At 60.6% G+C, this 20,749-nt stretch carries 15 protein-coding genes and 1 pseudogene; 13 read left to right on the top strand and 3 right to left on the bottom strand.

Annotated elements, in window-relative coordinates; translation table 11 throughout:
* Window positions 1-14: 14 nt before the first annotated feature.
* From EJ066_RS17660 to EJ066_RS17650, 3 genes are all read left to right on the top strand, one after another.
* On the top strand, window positions 15-989 hold the full coding sequence (locus tag EJ066_RS17660) for a hypothetical protein (RefSeq protein WP_126040104.1): 975 nt from the start codon (window positions 15-17) through the stop codon (window positions 987-989).
* 74 nt (window positions 990-1,063) lie between these two features.
* Window positions 1,064-1,516 carry a DUF6484 domain-containing protein gene (locus EJ066_RS17655; RefSeq protein ID WP_210211031.1) on the top strand — a complete coding sequence of 151 codons (453 nt, stop codon included), beginning with the start codon at window positions 1,064-1,066 and terminating at the stop codon, window positions 1,514-1,516.
* Between the two features lie 9 nt (window positions 1,517-1,525).
* Complete coding sequence (locus tag EJ066_RS17650) at window positions 1,526-2,731, top strand: TIGR02270 family protein (protein WP_126040102.1); 1,206 nt, start codon at window positions 1,526-1,528, stop codon at window positions 2,729-2,731.
* Window positions 2,732-2,803: 72 nt separating this feature from the next.
* Here EJ066_RS17650 and EJ066_RS17645 read toward each other — a convergent pair whose 3' ends face one another.
* Both EJ066_RS17645 and tssI read right to left on the bottom strand, forming a co-directional pair.
* Entirely contained in the window at window positions 2,804-3,844 is a 1,041-nt protein-coding gene (locus tag EJ066_RS17645) for a HEAT repeat domain-containing protein (RefSeq protein WP_126040100.1), read from the bottom strand.
* Between the two features lie 59 nt (window positions 3,845-3,903).
* A complete protein-coding gene (gene tssI / locus EJ066_RS17640) occupies window positions 3,904-6,231 on the bottom strand; it encodes a type VI secretion system tip protein VgrG (RefSeq protein WP_126040098.1) in 2,328 nt (775 codons plus the stop codon).
* Window positions 6,232-6,434: 203 nt separating this feature from the next.
* Between tssI and EJ066_RS32605 the strand changes: the two are divergent.
* From EJ066_RS32605 to EJ066_RS17605, 9 genes and pseudogenes are all read left to right on the top strand, one after another.
* Window positions 6,435-6,656: pseudogene (locus EJ066_RS32605) on the top strand (FHA domain-containing protein); the annotation flags it as partial.
* 48 nt (window positions 6,657-6,704) lie between these two features.
* A complete protein-coding gene (gene tagH / locus EJ066_RS17635; protein WP_348629328.1) occupies window positions 6,705-7,490 on the top strand; it encodes a type VI secretion system-associated FHA domain protein TagH in 786 nt (261 codons plus the stop codon).
* Window positions 7,491-7,899: 409 nt separating this feature from the next.
* The gene (gene tssL / locus EJ066_RS17630; protein WP_126043938.1) at window positions 7,900-9,408 is read left to right on the top strand and encodes a type VI secretion system protein TssL, long form; all 1,509 of its coding nucleotides are present in this window, start codon (window positions 7,900-7,902) and stop codon (window positions 9,406-9,408) included.
* Between the two features lie 4 nt (window positions 9,409-9,412).
* Window positions 9,413-12,976 (top strand): type VI secretion system membrane subunit TssM, encoded by a 3,564-nt coding sequence (gene tssM, locus EJ066_RS17625; protein ID WP_126040093.1) that lies wholly within the window; start codon window positions 9,413-9,415, stop codon window positions 12,974-12,976.
* Between the two features lie 158 nt (window positions 12,977-13,134).
* Window positions 13,135-13,908, top strand: coding sequence for a protein phosphatase 2C domain-containing protein (locus EJ066_RS17620; protein ID WP_126040091.1), 774 nt, complete (start codon window positions 13,135-13,137; stop codon window positions 13,906-13,908).
* Window positions 13,909-13,913: 5 nt separating this feature from the next.
* Entirely contained in the window at window positions 13,914-14,894 is a 981-nt protein-coding gene (locus EJ066_RS32115; RefSeq protein ID WP_245454930.1) for a serine/threonine-protein kinase, read from the top strand.
* Between the two features lie 739 nt (window positions 14,895-15,633).
* Window positions 15,634-16,473 (top strand): hypothetical protein, encoded by an 840-nt coding sequence (locus tag EJ066_RS32110; RefSeq protein ID WP_245454929.1) that lies wholly within the window; start codon window positions 15,634-15,636, stop codon window positions 16,471-16,473.
* Between the two features lie 137 nt (window positions 16,474-16,610).
* Complete coding sequence (locus tag EJ066_RS17610) at window positions 16,611-16,991, top strand: DUF1036 domain-containing protein (protein WP_240547320.1); 381 nt, start codon at window positions 16,611-16,613, stop codon at window positions 16,989-16,991.
* Window positions 16,988-19,318, top strand: a complete 2,331-nt coding sequence (locus tag EJ066_RS17605) for a M23 family metallopeptidase (protein ID WP_126040089.1) — start codon at window positions 16,988-16,990, stop codon at window positions 19,316-19,318. The genes EJ066_RS17610 and EJ066_RS17605 overlap by 4 nt, the downstream gene beginning before the upstream one ends.
* 23 nt (window positions 19,319-19,341) lie before the next feature.
* Here the strand turns inward: EJ066_RS17605 and EJ066_RS17600 are convergent, their stop codons facing one another.
* A complete protein-coding gene (locus tag EJ066_RS17600; RefSeq protein ID WP_126040087.1) occupies window positions 19,342-19,872 on the bottom strand; it encodes an OmpA family protein in 531 nt (176 codons plus the stop codon).
* A 193-nt stretch (window positions 19,873-20,065) separates the two neighbouring features.
* Between EJ066_RS17600 and EJ066_RS17595 the strand changes: the two genes are divergently transcribed.
* On the top strand, window positions 20,066-20,644 hold the full coding sequence (locus EJ066_RS17595) for a hypothetical protein (protein WP_126040085.1): 579 nt from the start codon (window positions 20,066-20,068) through the stop codon (window positions 20,642-20,644).
* The last annotated feature ends 105 nt before the right edge of the window (window positions 20,645-20,749 follow it).

Here is a 20,749-nt window from a genome sequence, read left to right as displayed (position 1 = left end):
GATGCGGCCCAGGTATGGACTTCAGCGGAAGCGTGAGCCTTCTTGGAAGGCCGTCAACGGACACCGAGGTTCAGGCCTTGATGTCGCGGCTGGCTATTTTGCGGCAGCCGGAAGTCGCGCTCGACGAGAATGACGGGTCAGTGCTGAGTGCTCAGGATTGGCTTCTCAACAAGAAGCTTGGTGTGGAATTGGGGTTCGAGGCAAGAGCGCACCTGCTCGGCCAGGAAATAGAGGACCCTAAGAACGAACCGATGCTGCTCATTCAAATCTACTTTTACTGCGAGCACCATGATGTCGGCCCGTACCGGGGGTCCTTGCCTGCTGGCCTTGTGGCTTCGGACAGCAGGATTGCGACGCGAGACAGGCTGGTCGAGCACGAAAATACCCGGCGTTCCTACGTCAGGGACACATGGGAGCTTCCGCAGTTTCAGCTTATTGTAGGTTATGCAAATGGCGGAACGAATATAGGTTTCGTTTCGTGTCAACTTCGACCGCCGCCAATGCCTGCTGACTACGACGATATCGCTCTGATACCATCAACCCCAAACATCATATCCGCTCTTGGCAAGAAGTTATCCGACCCTCAACTCCGCCTTATGTTTTCGCCTCTGCGATTGGAGCAAAATCTGGAGGGCGATGAAGGCGGCTTGGTTGCAAGGTTCGGTACACACCTGGGTCTTTTCCTTCACTTCCGGTATTTGGATCGAGGCCGCGATCTGGTCCTAACTCATGTTCTGTTCTTTCGAGAATACGAAGCCGACGGAGCGCGTTGGCCCGGCGCGCTCCCGAATGGCTTGCATTTCGACGATTCGCCCGAAGTTGTATTCCGAAAGATTTCAGCAGAGCCGGTCAAGCACCACGACGAGGATTTCACGGGAGACGCAATCTGGATATTCCCAGAGTACACGTTGCAAGTTTTGTATAGCACCATGTCGAATTGTATCCTCCGGGTGCAGGTCGTTGCTCCTGGAGTTCTCCCCATAGCATAGCGACGAATTGCGCCGCATGCCGATCACGGCTATCATGCGCTAAAGACATCAAGGTAATCACAAGGTAAGCACCTGTGAACGATCGCCCCGACTTCGCGCGCATAGGCAGCGGTCTCAGCGATGGCCTTGTCATCGGCACCTTCATAGGACGCAACAAGTCAGGCGAGCCGATCGTCTCCCTACTGGACGGAATCGAGAGCAGGATGGTTGCTGCGCGCGCGGCAACCATGCTCGAGGCGTCGGATTTCGGGACCGACGTGGTGGTGATGTTCGATGGTGGCGACCCAGACCGCCCGATCATTCTGGGCCGCCTGCTGAATCCGAAGCCGGTTCCCGTCGAGGACGTCGCCGTGACCCTTGACGGCGAGCGCCTGGAGCTTTCCGCTGAACGCGAGATCGTGCTGCGCTGCGGCAAGGCCAGCATCACGCTCACCCGCACTGGAAAGATCATCCTGCGCGGCACCTATATTCTCAGCCGCTCGTCCGGCCCCAACAAGATCAAAGGGGGCTCGATCCAGCTAAACTAGAGCCCCTGGATGTCGCGCCGCGTTATCGAGCATATCGTCGAGCAACATGCCGAAGACGCGGCGTTCCTTTGGCTGCAGCGTGATAGGGCGGTCGATGCTCCAGATCAGTACCTCAAGAACTTGGGCCGGCTGGACGACCGCTTGGAGGCACATATCGACGGTCTTCGTATTGCGGGCGAGTGGGGTTGGCAGGTAGCCGAGAGGGCCTTCGACCAGTATCAAGAGCCGGGCGAAGCTTTCGTGGCTGCCGTCCTTGCCTTCGAAAGCTTGTCGGAAAACAGGGTCGGTTACGTCCTGAACGTCACCGAAGCATTGCCGGAATTGTTCCGAGCCACGGTATCGGCCTTGGGTTGGGTCGAACTGTATCGGGTTCAAGAATGGGTACGCTCCCTTTTGGACGATGCGCGCCCCACTCGGCGCCTGCTTGGTTTGGCCGCGTGCTCGGTTCGGCGAATTGACCCCGCGAGGCGCCTTTTGGAGTTGCTGAACGATACCCCAGCGGTGCGCGCCAGAGCCTTGCGGCTAGCGGGGGAAGTCGGACGCGTCGATCTCCTCCGCCACGTCAAGGCGGCTCTAAATGACTCGGATCAAACCTGCCGATTCTGGGCCGCATGGTCTTGCGTATTACTTGGTGATAGGCACGAGGCACTGGAGATCTTGCGGATGCACGCCAGCGTCGACGGGATTGGTTGGAAGGGCGTGCAACTATTGTTGCGGGCCGAGAACCACCAAAGCGCAGTGCAATGGCTGCTTGATGTGCGCGGTGATCGTTCGAAGGAGCGTCTGATCGCCGCCGGCGCAGGCATCCTGGGGGACCCCATCTTCGTGGCGTGGCTGACCACACGCATGCGCGACCCGAAGCTCGCACGACTGGCCGGCGAGAGTTTCGAAACCATAACGGGAATGTCACTTGATCGCGAAGCGATGCACGTCAAGCCATTAGCGGATATGGGTTCCGAAGATGAACCAGCCGGCCCATCCCCTCGTGACGAGGATCTTTTCTGGCCCGATGTCCGCAAGATCCGCGAATGGTGGAGGTACAACCAAGCAGATTTCAGTCAGGGCAGACGGTATCTGCAGGGCCAGCCCCTGACAGCAGCGAGTCTCGCGGAGATCTTTGCAAACGGGACGCTGCGACAGAGGCGAGGCGCCGCCCTGGACCTGGCGCTAAGTGCACCGGATGTCCCACTGGCCAACAACTCAGCACGATCTTAAAATGCGCATCGCGCTAGGAGTTTAGGAATCGTGATCCAAGCAGGCAGTGGGCACCCTGCCCGTTCTTGCGGACTACTCGAAGTGCCCTTGGCGCCGCCCCCACTCCAGGATCTTGCCGGCCAACGGGACCCTTTCGGCCCGGTCGCCAAAAAACTGCTCGAAGCGAGGTCCTGCCTCGCCAGGGTCATTCGTGAAGAGATCGCTCTCCTGCCGCGCCTCGGGAAACAATTCCAGAAATGACGCTCCAGCGGTTACCGCAAGGGCGGGATTGTCCATCTGGTCAATCAACCACGGCAGGATCGATCTATCGCCCAGCATGCCCGCCGCTCTTACCCCGAGGAAGGCGGTCTGTGGCAAGCTATATAGCGAACCTATCCAGCTTCGCGCCTCTTTGACGGGTGTCGCCTTCACGGCGGCCCGAAGCGCGTTCAGTGTGTTGTCGTCGCCTTGCATTGCTGCCCTCCTCAGTTCAGGAAGAGCGAGGTCGCCCGAGCCAAGTTCGCTCAAAGCCCAAGCGGCCCAAAAACGCACCTGCGGGTCCTCATCGGCACCCGCGTTCCTGACTTCGGCTGCCAGATCAGCACGACCAAGCTTCGCGACCAAGCGCAGGCTCGCCGCGCGCACCGACGCGTCGGGATCGCGTAATCGCAACGGTAGCAACAGTTTTGGATCGACACTGTGTTCGATGCAGGCCGACACGCCCAGGAATCGCTTGAATGGGTCACGCGCGTCGATCCACGCTCGCACCCATGGAGCAATCTGGCGAGGCGTGTGCCACGCCAGCGCGCCGAGCAGGCCACCCGGACCTTCGATCGCGTTACGACCGATTTCCACAGCTTGCGCGACATAATCAGTGTTCTCGAATTCGATAGCCGTCCAAGACACGACGAAAAGTTCGCCCTTGCCGGGAAACGCCTCATAGAGAGCGATAACACACGGCCAAGCCCCTGTGCCGGCGACCCTTAGGCCATCGAGGCTTATTTCCAATCTATGGTCTATGGCCGCTCCGGCTTCCAGATCAGGAGGATCGTCGAGGACTAGACTATCCCTTTGTGCCCACAAGGAAGCCGCCTGCTCAGCATGCTGCCCGATAATATTCTCGATGATGATCATTTGGGCAGAGCAGCCAGTCTCTCACGGCGCGCGATGATGGTAAGCGTCATTGGGTTCCCCTAGTTTTCGTGGATTTTGGAACCCTTCATGGTAATGTCACTTGACGCTTTGATATTGATCTTGCCGGACCCGTTGACGGTAATGTCTTTGCCCTTGATGATGATGTTCCCGTCCTTCTTCATTGTGATCGAGGCACTGCCGCACGTAAGTGAAATCGAATCCCCGGCGTCGATCGCAAAATTCTTGCCGATCTTGAAACTGCCGTCCGCGGCAACATCCACGGCACTGGCCTTGCCGACCTTGAGCGTGTGCCCACCGCCGACATCGGTGGCGTCATCAGCGCCTATTTTTGCCGATCTGGCCTTGCCGATCTGCGATGCCTGCGCACCGCCAACGTCGAATTTCTGATCCGCGCTAATCTTTACGAGTTGGCTGGCTCCGACTTTCCAGGTGTCCGAAGCCCCAATGTCATGACTCTGCCCCGCCCCCACAGTCATGCTCCGCGACGCCCCGATAGTGTTGGTCTGCACCGCGCCGACGCTTCTCGTCTCGGCAGCCCCCACCGTATCGATGCGCGCCGCGCCCACCGTAATGGTCTGCACGATCGCCACCGTCTGAGAATGGTTGGCGTCGATGTTCTCCGTCGAGTTCGACACGACGTGAATCGTCTCGTTTGCCATCACCGTCAGCGAACGGTTCGCCCCCACCGTCTCGGTATCGTTCGAGCCGATATCCGTGGTCTGGTCGACGCCGACCTTCACCGTCTTGTTGTTGCCGACGTCCTCGTCGAGGTTGTGGCCGACGGAGTGCTTGGCGTCATGGTCGATGCGGTCCGACTGGTCGTGCTGGACCAGCTTGGTGCGGTCGTTCTTGATCAGAAGGTTATGATCCTTCTGCGCCTGGAAATTGACCAGTTCGGAGCCGGCCTTGTCCTCGAACATCAACTCGTTGTAGCCGCCACCGCCCTTGGATGAGTCGGATTTCCAGCCCGATTGCGTGGCGCTGCCCGGCAGCCCGTAGGGCGGCATCTGGGAGGCGTTGTAGACCCGGCCGGTGATGATCGGCAGATCCGGGTCGCCCTCGATGAAATCGACGATCACCTCCTGGCCGATGCGCGGTATCTGGATGAAACCCCAGCCGCTGCCGGCCCAGGTCTGCGAGACCCGCACGAAGCATGAGCTGTTCTGGTCCTTCTTGCCCAGACGGTCCCAGTGGAACTGCACCTTCACCCTTGCATACTTGTCGGTGAATATCTCCTCGCCGGAAGGGCCGACCACCGTCGCCGTCTGGGGGCCGCGCATGATCGGCCGTGGCGTGATCCGCGGCGGGCGATAGGCCAAGGCGGTCGGCGCCACCCCCAGGATCACCTTGAAGTTCTCGCTGTCGACGTCGGCAAGGGCCCTGTAACCCGGATCGAACAGCCGGTATTCGGCGCTGACCACCAGATACTCCTGGTTCTGGTCCTCTCTTGGGAAGCCATCCAGCTTGAACGTGCAGCCCGAATACAGGCCGCGCACGGTTCCGACGGCGGCGATGCGCTGGTGCACCGCCTGGATTTCCTCGCGCCGGATCGCCGCCAGGCTGTCGCCGCGCCCGACTTCGAGATGCGCGCCGGGCTGGCGGTAATTCTCGCCCGCGGCCAGCTTGTGACTGAACGGCTGGGCGGATTTGGCCATCAGGTCGGCGCCCGGCTTCTCGAAATCATAGTCAGTATGGACATAGGCACCCGGCCGCACCGAACTGCCCGGAATCCATTCCGTGATATATTCGACATCGCGCCGGGAGCCCTGCCCTTCGAAGTGATAAGGCACTTTCTCATAGCCCGGCGCCGGCTTGAGCTTGCTCATGGCATCGGCGAGCACGAGCGTATGCTTGCCCTCGTCATGCTCGAAGAAATACAGGATGCCTTCGTGCTCGAGCAGCCGCTGCACGAAATCGAGGTCGGTCTCGTCATACTGCACGCAGTACTCGCGTGGCGGATAAGATCCTTGCAGGCGTTTCTCGAATTTGGCCGTGCTGTATTTCGAGAAGACCTCCTCGACGATTTCGATGACGCTCATGTTCTGGAAAATGCGGCAGTCGGTCGTATTGCCGAGAAACCAGAGCCAGGGCCTGACGACTGCTTCGTAATATGCCAGACGGTCCTCGATCCGGGTCAGCCGAAACTCGGACACCAGGCCACTGAACCAACGTTTCGGATCGGATTCACCTTCGATCGAAACAGCACCGCCCAGCATCTTCAGCGGATCGACATCGGGGCTGCTGCTCACGAAGCCGACCGTATAGGCCAGGCAACGGCTGATCTCATCACGCCCGACAAGATGCGTGAAGGTCAACAGTTCAGCGCCAACCGGCGTCTGCACAACCGTGGCACGTTCGTTCGGCATGGGTCGTGCCCCTCCCGCCGCTCGTTTCTGCCTGAGCCTAGCACATGTCTTCCAACGACCAAAGGGGACCACTTGGTGGGCTGCAGCGTGGTTAACTTTAGAATCATCGGCTTGAATGCCTCTGTGCCGCCGCGCTCGCGAATTGCTGGTATAATGGGGTATCTTGGGCGAGGTTGCCCGACAGGCGATCGACGGCGATTTGAATGTTCATCAGGCTGCAGATCAACAATGTCGACTCCGTGTCCGCCGGTATGTCGACCGGCTACTCAGCTCGTGATCGCAGCTTCGAAATCGGCCGCGAGGCCTGTGACTGGACCTTGCCCGACCCGGACAAGTTCATATCCGGCCGACACTGCGACGTTCGCTACGAGGCAGGCGCGTTCTGGCTGCACGATGTCTCCCGCAATGGGACCTTCATCAATGGATCGATCCATCGCATGGCCAGCCCGCACCGGCTCGGCCATGGCGACCGGTTGCTGATCGGCCGCTACGTCATCCTGGTATCGATTGACGACGAGCGCGCCACGACAGGTCCTCAAAGCAGGCACGGTTCGACGCAACGAGAAATGCCGGTCACGACAGGCCGCCCGCTGGACTTCGGAGACGAGCCTTTCTTCAATCCGGTGGAGCAGCGGCCCGGGCAGCGAACACCGGTATCAGCGTCTTCGCCGCCCACGCCCCTCCCCTCGACGAGGGACGAGGTGCTGCGGGAAATCGCGATCGGAGCCGGCATCCCGCCGGACATGCTTCAATCGCGTGATCCGCATGAAGTCGCTGCCGAAATCGGCGCGGTGCTGCGGACGGTGGTCGAGGAACTGGCCTTGCTGCTGAAGGCACGTGCGGCTGCGAAAATACTGGCCAAGAGCACGCACCGAACGATGATCAGTGCTGCGGATAACAATCCCCTGAAGTTCGTCCCAGGAACCGACGACATCCTTGAAATCATGTTTGCACGGCGCAGGGCCGGCTATCTCGACGCCAGGCACAGTATCGAAGACGCCTTCCACGACCTCAAGACGCACGAATTCGCCACCTATGCAGCCATGCAGGCTGCGCTCTCCCGGCTGCTTGACGACCTGTCTCCCGAGGCGATCGGCAGAAAACTCCCACCCACGTCATTCACTTCGAAGAAGAGCTTGGCTTGGGACGCCTTTGTCGCCAAATGGCGAACCATGGAGGAAGCGCACGAAAACGGAATGCTGGACATATTCCTGGCCTATTTCAGCGAAGCCTATGCCAAAGCCGACAAGCAAAAATAGGCCGGGAAGACTGAACCTGGCACATGCCCTGAAATCGGGCCGGTTTGCTGGGCTGACCTTGGGGTGCGGAACGGATCATTTACCAAGTGGAAAGTATTAGTGCGCCCTTTGCGAGCCCAAGGGACGCAGCGCTGTAATTTGCGAAGAAAAATCCTTTCGCAGCCCTGCATCTGGTTCCAATCGACCGTTTCTGAGCTTACGATCACATACGACAGTTCGCCAGCGGGTAAGGCTGATTGACCTGGGGTCTGCGGCACATGTCATGTTACGGCGGGATGATTTTTTGTAGCCGACCTTCCTCCAGACTCTGCCCTCGTCAGCAGCGCCTGCGTTTCGTGCACCCGACCCGGGACCGTTCTGCTCCCCTGTGGCGCAAACGCAGGAACCGGGCGTGGACGGACGTTTGGCGATGAGCTCGAAGGACGATCCTTTCGGTCCGGCGGGCAAGACCGTCATTCGCGCACCGCGCCGCGCGGAAAAATCAGCGCCAGCTCCTCAGGCGCCTGTTCCTGACGGCGGACAGCCCGGTCCCTCGCGGGTCAAGGATTCAACGGTTTTCGATCCGGGTGTCGGTCAGCATACGCCGCCGGGCTGGACGTCCGGAACCGTGATTTATCACGGTGCCGATCCCGGCGCAGTGACGGAAACCGGCTCCTTCGCGGCGACGCCAGCCATTCAGCAGGAGATCCTGCTCACTGCCGCGGACAGCGTCAGATATTCCGCAGCAAACCCGATCCTCGCCGCAGCCGCACCTTTCCTGATGCTGTTTGGCCAGCTCAGGCTCATGCCTGTCGAAAGACAAGCGGCACAGCTGTCGGAGCATGTCGCCGAGGCGATCGAAAAACTAGACCGGACAATGGAGAAAGCCGGCGTTCCCGAGGAAGATGCGCGGATCGCAAAATTTGCCCTTTGCGAAACCGCTGACGATCTCATCGGAAACCTGCCTTGGCCCAAGAGAGACGCCTGGGCGCAGCACAGCATGCTGTCGCAGTTCTTTCACGTCGCGCCCACCGGAACGGGCTTCTACGAAGCGTTAAACAAGATACTGGCCAGCCCGGAAAAACACTACGATTTGCTCGAACTGATGCATGCCTGCCTGTCTCTGGGGTTCGAAGGCCAATATCGAGGCCTGGCGCGCGAAGACAACAATCTCGAACGCGTTCGGCGTGACGTCTACGAGACGCTTCGCTACTTCAGGGAGCGCGCCGACGAAGACATATCGCCCCACTGGCAAAGCCTGGCGGTGTCAAGCGCACAGTCGCCGGCCCGGCTGCCGCTCTGGGTCGTTGCGGCTGCAGCGTCAGCACTGCTGACGGCGGTATTCTTCGCTTTGCGGGTCGTCATCACCAACGAGGGCGACGCCCTTGCCGGCGGGTTGCTGGCGCTCGATCCATCGACGCCGATCGCTATCGAACGCGCCAGCGTGGTGCCGCTGGCTGAGCCGATGAAAGTTACCCCGCCCACCGCCACCACCCAGATCGATCGCATCCGTGCCGCACTGGCAAAGGACATCGCGCGCGGTGGGCTGGCCGTCGGCACGCAGGGCAGGTTCATCGTGGTGGAGATCAACAACGTCCTGTTGTTCCAGTCCGGCAGGGCCGAGGTAAACCCGGAATTTCAGCCGATTGCCGCAGACATCGCCGCCGCGTTGGAGCCCGAGCCCGGACCGATCTCGATCGTCGGCCATACGGATAATGTGAAGCCGCGAAAATCGAGCGCATTCAAATCCAACTTCGACCTTTCCGTCGCCCGGGCGAAAGCGGTCGAAGCAATGATGGCACCGCGATTCAGCGACCCCTCGCGAATCACGGTCGATGGCAAGGGCGAAGACGAACCGATCGCCGATAATGCGACGCCGGAAGGCCGCGCCCAGAATCGCCGTGTCGACGTGATGATCCCCAAGGAGGAGACATTGTGAGCCTATGACGCGTTGGCTGCTGCGGATATTCAGCGTGATCGCGTTGGCCGGGTTCGCGGCAGCCGTCTGGTTTGCCGGCCCACTGATCCGTTTTGCCGACAGCCGCCCGCTCGGCCCCGTCTGGCTGCGCGCGACGATCATCGGTGTGATCGTGGCGATCGTGGCGCTGTTTTACGGCCTGCGTTTCTGGCAAACACGAACAGCGCAAAAGGCGCTCGAAAGGGCGCTCGCCCGCAGTGACGAGAACGGTGGCGACTCGCAGGTGCTCGAGGTTCGTATGAGTGAAGCCATCGCGGCGCTCAAGCGATCGAGCGGCAGGCGCAACTTCCTTTATGAGATTCCCTGGTACATCGTCATCGGCCCGCCTGGTGCCGGCAAAACGACGGCGCTGGTCAATTCGGGCCTGAAATTTCCGCTTGCCGGTTCGGGCAGCGCGCAGCCGGTGGCCGGCGTTGGCGGCACACGCTCCTGCGACTGGTGGTTCACCGACGAAGCCGTGCTGATCGACACCGCCGGGCGTTACACGACGCAGGATTCCCATGCGAAGAGCGACGCCGAGAGCTGGCTTGCCTTCTTGTCGCTGCTCAAGAAATACCGCACCAGGCAACCGATAAACGGCGTTATTCTGGCCATCAGCCTTGCCGATCTCATGAGCCTCGATGATCGGCAGCTTGACGCCCATGTCGTTGAAATACGCAGCCGTCTGCGCGAAATTCACGAAACGCTGAAAATCCAGTTCCCGGTGTACCTGCTCTTCACCAAGGCCGACCTTGTCTCCGGTTTCATGGATTATTTTGGCGGTTTCGACGAGCAGCGCCGCCGCAAAGTGTGGGGCGCGACATTCCAGACCGCCGATCGCAGCAAGAACATGGTCGGTGAGGCACCGGCCGAATTCGACGCATTGGCAAAACGCCTGGCGGAGGAGATGGCCGACCGCCTGCAGGAAGAGACCGATCCGCTCGTGCGCATATCCATCTTTGGCTTTCCAGCCCAGTTTGGCGCGCTGAAGGGCCGTATCGCCAGTTTCGTCGCCAGCATATTCGATCCGGCCCGCAGCCAGGTGAACGTCAGCTTGCGTGGACTCTATTTTTCGTCAGGCACGCAGGAAGGCACGCCGATTGACCAGGTGCTGGGCGCAATCGGCCGCAGCTTCGGCAGCGCTTCCCGCGGCCATCTTTCCGGCACGGGCAAAAGCTTCTTTTTGCATGATCTTCTGACCGGCGTCATTTTCGCGGAATCCGGGTGGGTGTCGTACGACAGATCCGCTGAAACGCGTGCAGCGATCGCCAGATATGGCGGCCTTGGCATCATTGCATTGATCGCTGCCGCAGCTCTGGGCACCTTGGCCCTGAGCTTTACAGCCAACAGATCGCTGATCGCTTCTACAACGCAAGCTGCGAGCCAGTATCGCGAGACGGCAGATCCGCTGCTCAAAAGCACGACGGTCGCCGATGTCGACCTCGAAAACGTTATTGGCGCGCTCGACCAGTTGCGCAACCTGCCGGCCGGGTTCGAGACCAGTGACTTACCGACACCGATCGAGGAGACGTTCGGCCTCAGTCAGCGGGAAAGGCTACTTTCGGCATCCAAAACGGCTTACCGGCAAGCGCTGGAGCGAACATTCCGCTCGCGCCTGCTGCTTCAAGCCGAACGGACGATCCAGGCCAAGATGGCGGATCCCGCCGCCCTCTACGAACCGCTGAAAATCTACCTGATGCTCGGCGGCAAGGCGCCGAAGGTCTATGACGAGTTAATCGTTTCCTGGATGAGGCAGGATTGGGAGCAGAACCGGTATCCGGGCGAAAACAACCGCGCGGGACGGGCGCAACTCGAAAAGCATCTGCGGGCCATGCTTGCGTTGGACGACGCCTACGACCCGGTTTTCGAACTCAACCAGCCACTTGTCGAATCCGCTCAACGCTCGCTCGGACGCATGAGCCTTGCCGATCGTGCCTCCGCCTTGATCAAGTCGGCGGTATACGCGGCAGCGCTGGGCGATTTTTCCGTGTCCGTGAAAGGCGGCCCGGAAGCGCAGCTGTTGTTCGAGCGTGTCGATGGTGGCGATCTATCAGGCCTTCGCGTTCCCGGTATCTACACCTATAGCGGTTTCAACGACTTCTATCTCGGACAACTCTCGCGCATTGCGCAGATGCTTGTCGATGACCATTGGGTTCTCGGCGGCGGCGGCGAGCAAGGTGGCACCGATCAGGAGTTGCTCAAGCTCGGTCCCGAGCTTGTCGAGCGCTATGGGAGGGAATTCGCGGCGGCGTGGAACGGCGTTCTCGACAAGTTGAAGTTCAAGGCGATGCTGAAGGACAAGCCGCACTATATCGCGCTCTCCGCCGCCGCGTCACCGACCTCGCCAATCGACCAGCTTTTTACGGCGATCGCCGACGAAACAGCCCTGACGCGAGAAGCTGGTTCCGGCAAAGGCTATGGCTCCGAGGCCGATTCCGGCACGCTTCAAAACCAGCCACAGAAGGCTGAAGATGTCGCCAGGGGGTTGGCCCGTATCGGCATTCAAATCGCCACCGGCAAATCGCAAAGCCGGGCCGGCATAGGGTCCGCCGGCGCGCAAAACCCGAACCCTGGGGCGAATATCGAAGCGCAATTCAGACCATTCCAGGCCCTGGTGAACGGCCCCGCCGGACGCCGCCCAATGGACGCATTGACCCAGAATTTCCGCGACATCTACCAGAGCCTGCAACTGGCGGCCGACGTCCCGTCGCAAACGGAACGCGTCAACATGAATCTGCAGCTGCAGATATCCACCCTTCGCGCCAATGTCTCGCGTCTGCCCAAGCAGCTCGCCCGAATGGTCACCGCGACCGCCGACGAGTTTGAGGGCAACGTCGCAGAAACCTCTCTAGCGAATTTGAACCAGATGCTCGACCAGACGGTCACGCGCGCCTGCCAGGAGGTGGTTGACGGCCGTTATCCTTTCGCCAGCGATGGCGCCGAGGATATTGCGATGGCGGATTTCGCGAAACTGTTCGCTCCAGGCGGACTGATGGATCGGTTCTTTGCACAAAATCTCGCATCGATGATCGACATGACCGGCCAGGACTGGAGCTGGAAGCAGGATGTCCGCTTCGGGCGCGACCTGTCGAAGTCGACCCTGAAAAACTTCCAGACGGCTGCGGAAATCCGCAACGCCTTCTTTCCATCGGGTGGTTCGGTGCCGTCGGTCAGTGTCACCTTCACACCGTTTTCACTGCATGGCGATGCCGATGCGGCGATACTCGACGTCGATGGTCAGATTGTCCAAAGCAACCAGGCGGGCAACGCGCCAAGTACGCTGACCTGGCCGAGCGGCATGGCTTCCGCGTCCGCGAGCCTGAGCCTCATGCCGGAAATGCCGGGCCGTGAGTCCGCGATCAAGTTCGACGGTCCGTGGGCGCTGAAACGTCTGCTGGACAAGGCCGCCATCAGCAGCACCGGCGGCAACACGGAAGCCCGCTTCGTGATCGGCGGGCGCGATGTCGCCTACACGATCCAGGTCAGTTCGGACCCCAACCCTCTCTTTCTTCCTGCGCTTTCGGGGTTCAGCTGTCCAAAGGCGTTTTGAGATGATCTTTTTGCTTTCCAGCATGGCCAGGCTGTCCATTGGCAGCAGGCGCACGCACGTTGATTTCGATACTCTAATGTTCGAGCCTGTGGCAAACTGGCGCGAGCGAGCGCTGACAGTGCGCCGCAGAGGACGCTTGAGAAGCGCTTGGTGGCAAATTGAATAGTGTCGCCCTTTCCTTTGAGAGCTTCGGCGTCAGCCACAGAGGCTGTGTCCGTGAGCTCAATGAAGACAGCTATCTGGTCGAGCCGGAAACTGGCCTGTGGGTGGTGGCCGACGGGATGGGTGGACATGATGCTGGAGAAATCGCTTCGGCCAGCATCATCGATCATCTCGCAACAATCGGCATTGCAAGCTCTGCACCGGATCTTCGCGCGCGCTTCGAGGACCGGCTCAGCCGGGCCAATGCCGAAATCCGCAGGATATCGGAATCCCGCGGCGTAACCATCGGCTCCACTGTCGCCGCCCTTCTGGCGATGGATGGGCGGTTTGCCTGCCTGTGGGCGGGCGACAGCCGCGTCTATCTGATCCGCAACGCCTCGATCTCGCAGATTTCGAAGGACCACACCGAAGTTCAGGAACTCCTCGACCGAGGCATGATCAGCGCAGCCGAAGCGCTTACCTGGCCGCGCCGCAATGTCATTACGCATGCGGTCGGTGTCAGCGACGACATCGTCGTCGACTTCCAGCAAGGCGAAATCCTGCCCGGAGACATTTTCGTGTTAAGCACCGATGGGCTGACAGCGCATGTCACCGACGCCGAGATCGAGGCGGCGGTGGTGTCCGCGACACCGCAGGCGGCATGCGAAGACCTGCTGCAAACGGTGCTGGCGCGCGGTGGAACAGACAATGTCACGATTGTGCTCGTCAAGATTGGGGACGGGCTCAAGGGGCAATCGCTCCGTCCGGATTTGTCGAGAGCGGAGGGTTGAGGCCGATGAGCGCCGACGACAAGACCCGAATATCGCCGAACTTCGCCAACACGGCCGTGGGCACGCAGCTTAGCGGCATCTATGAACTCGACGAGCGGATCGCTTTCGGCGGCATGGGCGAGGTCTACCGTGGCCACAACATCCAGACCGGCGACCACGTTGCGATCAAGATCGTCCTGCCCGAGTTCGCCCGCGATCAGACGATCCTGTCCTTGTTCCGCAAGGAAGCGTCGATCCTCAATCACCTGTCGCACGACGCTGTCGTGCGATATCACGTCTTCACGATAGATCCCGGGATCGGCCGTCCCTACCTCGCCATGGAATTCGTCGACGGCCAATCGCTGTTTGATGTCATGCGACGTGGCCCGATGCCGACGGAAGACGTGCGTAAGCTCTGCCATCGCCTCGCTTCCGGCTTGAGCGCCGTGCATCAGGCGGGCGCGATTCACCGCGATCTCTCCCCGGACAACATCATCCTGCCAGGAGGCCGGGTCGAACGCGCAAAGATCATCGATTTCGGCATCGCGCGGTCGGCGACCGTCGGCGGAGAGACCCTCATCGGCGGCAAGTTCGCCGGAAAGTACAACTACGTTTCTCCCGAACAACTCGGGCTGTACGGTGGCGATGTCAGCGAGCAGTCCGACATGTACAGCCTGGGGTTGGTGCTGGCCGCTGCTCTGCGCGGGAAGCCGATCGACATGGGCGGCTCCCAGTTCGAGATTGTGGAAAAACGCCGAACCGTCCCGGACCTGTCCGACATCGACGCCGATTTTCGCGGAATTGTCGAAGCCATGCTGCAGCCGGATCCACAAGACCGGCCGATCAGCATGGCGGACATCGCCAGGATGACACGTGACGACACGGATAGCGAGGGGACAGCGCCGCCAATGTCGACCATCCCCGCGAGCGGACGGGTTTACCGCGGGCGGGGGGACCCTGGCACCTGGCCCCAAGCTCCAAAGCCAGCCTCCGGCGGCTCCCGGTGATCGGGTCTTCGTCCCGCATGTCCGCCCGGCGCACCTGTCCGAACCGAGGCCTTCGGCAGTTGCCGGTCCTCCTCGGGCGGTTTTGCCAAACGTCCCCGGAAAGTCCGCCAAGACCCGATCCATCGCGATCGCGGCCTTGGCGACATTAGCTGTCACGGCCGGTGCAGGCATTTATCTGAGCGGCGTGATGACGCCTTCCACGCCGACCGCCGGCGAGACAAAGCTCTCGCCATCAAAGCCGGCCCCGACGGACAGTGTTGTAAATTCGCCAGGCGATGAGACGGCAAAGGCGGTTCCACCGCAGCAGCCACAACGAGAGGCCACTGCGCCGCCAGCTGAAGATCAGGCAGGTGCCGCGGCCGATCAAATGTCGGAGCCGACACAGCCCGCCGAAGGCGCCTCACCAACCGAGAAAATCCTGGAGCAGTCGGTAACCGAGACGCAGTCGCCAGCTGAAAATCAGGCAGATGCCAAGGCGAAGGCTGAAGCCGAGGCAAGAGCTCAAGCCGAAGCGATAGCGGAGGCGCGGGCGCGGGCTGAAGCCGAGGCCAGAACCGAGGCGGCGAAGAGCGAAGACGAGGAACGCCAGAAGGAAGCGGCCATGCGGACCGCTTCGGAAGAAAAGGCAAGGCTCAACGCCGAACGCAGGGCCGCCGCGGCGCAGGCGCAGAAAGTGGAGCCCACGCCTCAGCAGTCGGCCGGAAAAGCCTCGCCGCCGCCAGCGGTCCAGCCCGACGTCATGGAAAGCCAGAAGCCCGAGCAATTGGCGAGCCAGCCGGCAGCACCCAAGGCGGCAGTGCAGATGCCCGAACCGGCTGCAAGCCAGACGGATGACGCGAACCCAAAAGGGCAACAGGGCGAACCGGAGGCGGGCAAACAGCCGGACGAAGCCGCCGTCGCCTTGAACGTGCCGAAACCGGAAATACCGTCGGAAATTGCTGTCGACGACGCTGCACAACGGGTCTCGTGGGTGCGCGACTTCAACGGCGGCGACTGTTTCTATGCGGCGTTGACGTCGGCAACCGGCAAGGCTGCCGCGATCGAGGGATTTGGAACGGAGGTCCCGCCGTTCGAACGAATGATGTACGATTTCCAGGCAAGATTCCAAGTCGAACCAGACATCAGCCTCCGCCTCATTGAACCAGCCCAATGCGAAGTCACCAAGTTTCTGCGCTTTCTGGACCAGACAGCGGCCGACAAGCCGCAGCTTGTTCTCGATCAAACGACGGTGCCGAGCGGTTCGCCGATCGGCGGCACGCTGCTGACGCATGGCGGCCTGATTTCCAGCTTGCTGCTGATCGACCACAGGGGCATGGCATTCAACCTCGACGATCGTATCTCGGTGCAATCGGACAAGGCCACTTTCAACATTCCGATCGATCTCGGCGCGGCCGACAAGGCGGCCGGCAAGGTCTTGCCGCAGATCATAATGGTTATTACGGGTCCACGGGATATTCAGGCTGCGGCATTCCCCGCGCCGACACCAGCCGCGCAACTGTTGCCCAAGATTCTCGAAGAGATCGAGGCCAACGGATCTGAGTTCTCCGCGACTGCAAAGTACTTCCGGCTCGGCGGGTAGCATGGACGCCGATGGACCTCCGCCGCTCGCGTTTTTCCTTCGTGACCGCTGTCCCGCCCAAAAATCAGCATGACGGGCTTCGCGCGCCGCCTGCCCTGAGAGGCGGTATCAAACTTGCAGCTATGTTGGGCGCGACATTGCTGGCTCTCCTGTCGTCCCACGAAGCGCGCGCCGAATTCACCGTCTGCAATCAGACGCTCGACGTCGTCAATCTCGCCGTCGGCCAAAAGGTCGACAATGCGGACCAGACCGATGGCTGGTGGACCATCGGCGCAAATCAATGCGTGAACGTCATCCGCGAGGAACTCACGAACCGCTACATCTACATCTATGCGACGGACGTTTTTGGACATGCGACCCTAAGCGGCTCGACCGAAATGTGCATCGACCGGCGGCGCTTCTCGATACGCGGCATCGACGAATGCTGGCAGCGCGGCCATATCGCCGCACGGTTTCTGGAAGTCGATACGCTTGAACAGGTGCGGTGGACCTTTTTCCTGACCGGAAGCAACCCGTGACGCACAGTATCGACACAAGCTTCAGGTTGAAAAAGCAGGCGCGCGCCGCCCTGCGCAGACGCAGGCTCTGGCGCGGACTCCTTGCCGGTCTTGCCGTGGTTGTCCTGTCGTCGATCGCTGTCGGCTTCTATCTCACCGCGGATTATTGGTCATTTGGCGATGAAGACGAGGAGTTGCAGGCGGTCGAGGGAACCGACGACGTGCCGGCCGATGCCTCGGTCTATGTGCCGGCCATCATCGACCTCGCAGGGGACCCGATGTGGATCACCCTTTCGCCCGACGCCGGCGCCGCAATAAAAAGCCAAGTGATCGCGCGCCCGGCAGAACTCGATCAGGCCGGAGTTTCGCCCCAGATCGAGGTTCTTTCCGATGTGATGCTTAGCGCCAGCGAAAAGTTCATGACAACGATACCGTCCACGCAAGAAGATTTCGCATTCTTCCAGGCGCAGCGACAGACCGCGGCGGCGCCATCCAGCGATCTGCAAAACGATCTTCAGCCACCAGACGTTGCAAACGAGGCTCCGGTTGCTTCGGACCCGCAGGCGGATGCCGATGATTCCGAAGCAGGTTGGGGCGAAACAATCGATGCAGGCGAGGCAGCCCTTCCCGCGTTCCGGAAGACCCAGATCGAAAACAACACGAGCGTTGCAATTGTCACGAGCGAATATCAAAGATTCGAGGCTACCGAAGACACGTTCGTAAAGATTCTCAACGATCGCAGCCTGGACAGCGTTGCCCTGGATGCGCATTTCTCCGCCGAGGATGCCAAGCTGGCAGGCGAAGCCCTGAAGGCGCTTTTCAGTCGGGAAAGCCTTGCGCCAGGTTATGTCGTCGCCATGCGTGGTTTCAGGCCGGCGCGCGAGACGACAACCATGTCCCTCATGCAGGTTTCGATCTACGCCAAGAACGTATTTGTCGGTACGCTGACGCGCAATGCCGCTGGTGCGTTTGTGTCTGGTGTCGACCCCTGGGTCCGTGAAGATCTGTTCAACTACTCGGGCGCGCAGGCGGAGGGCACGCACAAAAGGCAATACCGGCTACTCGACGCAATCTACTCGACAGCGGCCCGCAACAAAGTTCCGACGGGCGTGATTGGAGAAGCGATCATGTATCTCTCGCGAGGACAGGATCTGGATGCGTTCGCCAGCGAAGACCAGCGTCTGGTCCTGATCTATTCGCAAAGGCCGCGCGGCAAGGAGGAGACGGCCGGACGAGTGCTATATGTAGGCGTCCAGGGTGCCGAAAAAAGCCTCGACTGTTTCGTCTTCCAGCAGACCGGCGGCCAGTTCGCATGCGTTGGCGGCGACGATCAGGTTCGATCGCTGATCGTCACCAACGGCATGGTCACTCCGGTCAACGGGGTCATGACGTCCACCTTCGGCCCACGCAAGCACCCAATCCTCGGAACTGTTCGCATCCACAAGGGCGTGGATTGGGCAGCACCTCTGGGTACGCCGATAGCGGCCGCCTTCGACGGCGAAATCGTCTTTCAGGGCGATGGAGCCGGTTACGGCAATCTGGTGAAGATTTCGCACGGAGACGGGCGCGAGACGCGCTATGCGCATATGCAGAAATTCGCAATCAAGGGCGGTGTCGGCGCGCAGGTGAAGGCAGGCGATATCATCGGTTACATCGGCACCACCGGCCTCTCGACTGGGCCGCACCTGCATTTCGAACTCTATCGCAATGGCGAGGCGATCAATCCCTTGGGCACGGTTACCGTAATTGCAACGGACGCTTCCGCTGTCGCGACGCTGACCGACCGTATCGTTCATGTCGAAAGTGGCGGCAGCGCCCGCGCCAAGAACCCGAATTCTTCGGCAACCGGCGCCGGTCAGTTCATAACGAAGACATGGATCAGGATGATGAACACCTACCGTCCCGAACTTGCGCGGACACTGTCGACCGCCGACCTGCTCGCTCTACGTTACGACGCCACCATATCGCGCGAGATGGTCAGCAATCTGGCGCGCGAAGGCGAAGCCTATCTTCGGGCGCGTGGCCACCAGATCACAGCCGGCCGACTCTATCTCTGTCACTTCCTGGGAATGGAAGGCGCCCATCAAGTACTGTCGTCGCCGGGTTCGGCGCAATTGAGCGCCGTGCTCGGGTCGGCTGTCATTCAAGCCAATCCGTTTCTCACCGGCAAGACCGCCAGCTACGTCGTGGGCTGGGCCGAAAGGAAAATGGGCCGGAAGCTGAGTTCTGCAACGACCGAGGCGAGCCAGCAGACAACGACGACGACACAAGTCCGCCAGACATCGCCGGAGTTCGAAAAGTACAAGCAGGCAATCACGGCTCTCATGAGCTCGATGCAGAATACGTAAGCCGTGCCTTGGTCGCAGCGGCCCTACTCAGTCCTTATTCGCATCTCCACCCGGCGGTTTACCGGATCGTATGGATTGGGGTTACGCGGGTTGGCTTCGCCCATGCCTGTCGCTTTGATGCGGGCAGGGTCGATGCCGTTAGAGGTCAGGAAGGTTGTTACCGATCGGGCTCTTCGTTCCGACAGTCCCTCGTTGTAGTGAGCCGGGCCGGATGCATCGGTGTAACCTTCAACGACGAAGTCGAGAGCGCTCAGTCGGCTGTCCTTCAGCGCCTTGGCGAACTCGTCGAGTTCAGCGCGCGCAGTCGCGTCGAGTTCCGCGGAATCGAGGCCGAAATTGATCAGCATATCGAGGCTGGTTTTTTCGGCCGGCGCTTCTTTCTTCTTGCTCTTGCACTCGTCTTCGGTTCCGACGCAAATTCCCCGCGACGCGCCGAATTCGTTCACCCCGGCAAAAAACTTCACGATGTCTTCTGATTTCTGAGTTGGGTCGGCGAAAGCGTGAGTTGGAAAAAGCGCGACCGTCAACACGAAGGCTAAACTGCCCAACTTCATAGCGGTACTCCTGTCTTGAGCATCCGATTTCGGCGGCTGCGGACTATACCAAATCCCGAAGCGATTGTCTGTCAATAAACGTCGAGCATATGAAGAGTATACGGCAGTTTCATCTTGCTATGGCCTGAGACTTGACCGGTGCCCCGTCCAGGGCTTCAGTGTCGATTGTTCCCTAAGTGAAAGCGTGGCGGCCATGGCCAATGAGCTTCGATTCAAAACGGCACGGGATCTTTTCATGGCCTGCCCCGCTGTCTCCAGGCACATGGTGGCACTTCCGACCGAACAGCCCTCAATCGAATTTTGCCGTGCCCTCCTTGCCGGGCGGGTGCCCGAGGAGGCGATCACGTTCTGTGCCTATCTGCTTCCCGAGCGGGCCTCGGTGTGGTGGGCCCATGAGTGCCTGCACCACTTGACCGATCTGCTCGACAGCAGGGATCAGGAGTTGCTCGCGCTTGTTCGTGATTGGGTCAGCGAACCAGACAGTCCTCATCATAGCGCGGCAGTGAGCAAGACCGCTGCAATGCCGCCGGCAACGCCGGCTGCCTGGATTGCCCTGGCTGCGGGATTGCGCGGCAACGGTTCGGCTATGGATGCATCAGCGGTGTCGGCCTCGCAGCCACTCCCCGCCGCCCACGCTGTGAGTGCGGGAGTTCTAGCCGGACTGGCACGTGTTGCACTGGCGGACCGCTTTTCGGTCCTTTGCGCGTTTGTCGAAATGGGCATCCAGATGGCAGAGATCGAGGCGCTGCACCAGTCAGCGGACGCATACTAGAGCGTGATCCGGATCCTAATCTCTTGCCGGGTCAACCTCCCCACCCGCCTCCTGAGTTTCCACCTCCCAAAGGACGAACGATCACGGGAGGCGCGGCGACAGGCT

It is taken from the genome of Mesorhizobium sp. M9A.F.Ca.ET.002.03.1.2, from assembly GCF_003952365.1.
Classification (GTDB): domain Bacteria; phylum Pseudomonadota; class Alphaproteobacteria; order Rhizobiales; family Rhizobiaceae; genus Mesorhizobium.
Note: the sequence above shows the minus strand (reverse complement) of the source record. Positions and strands in the feature narration are given on the sequence as shown.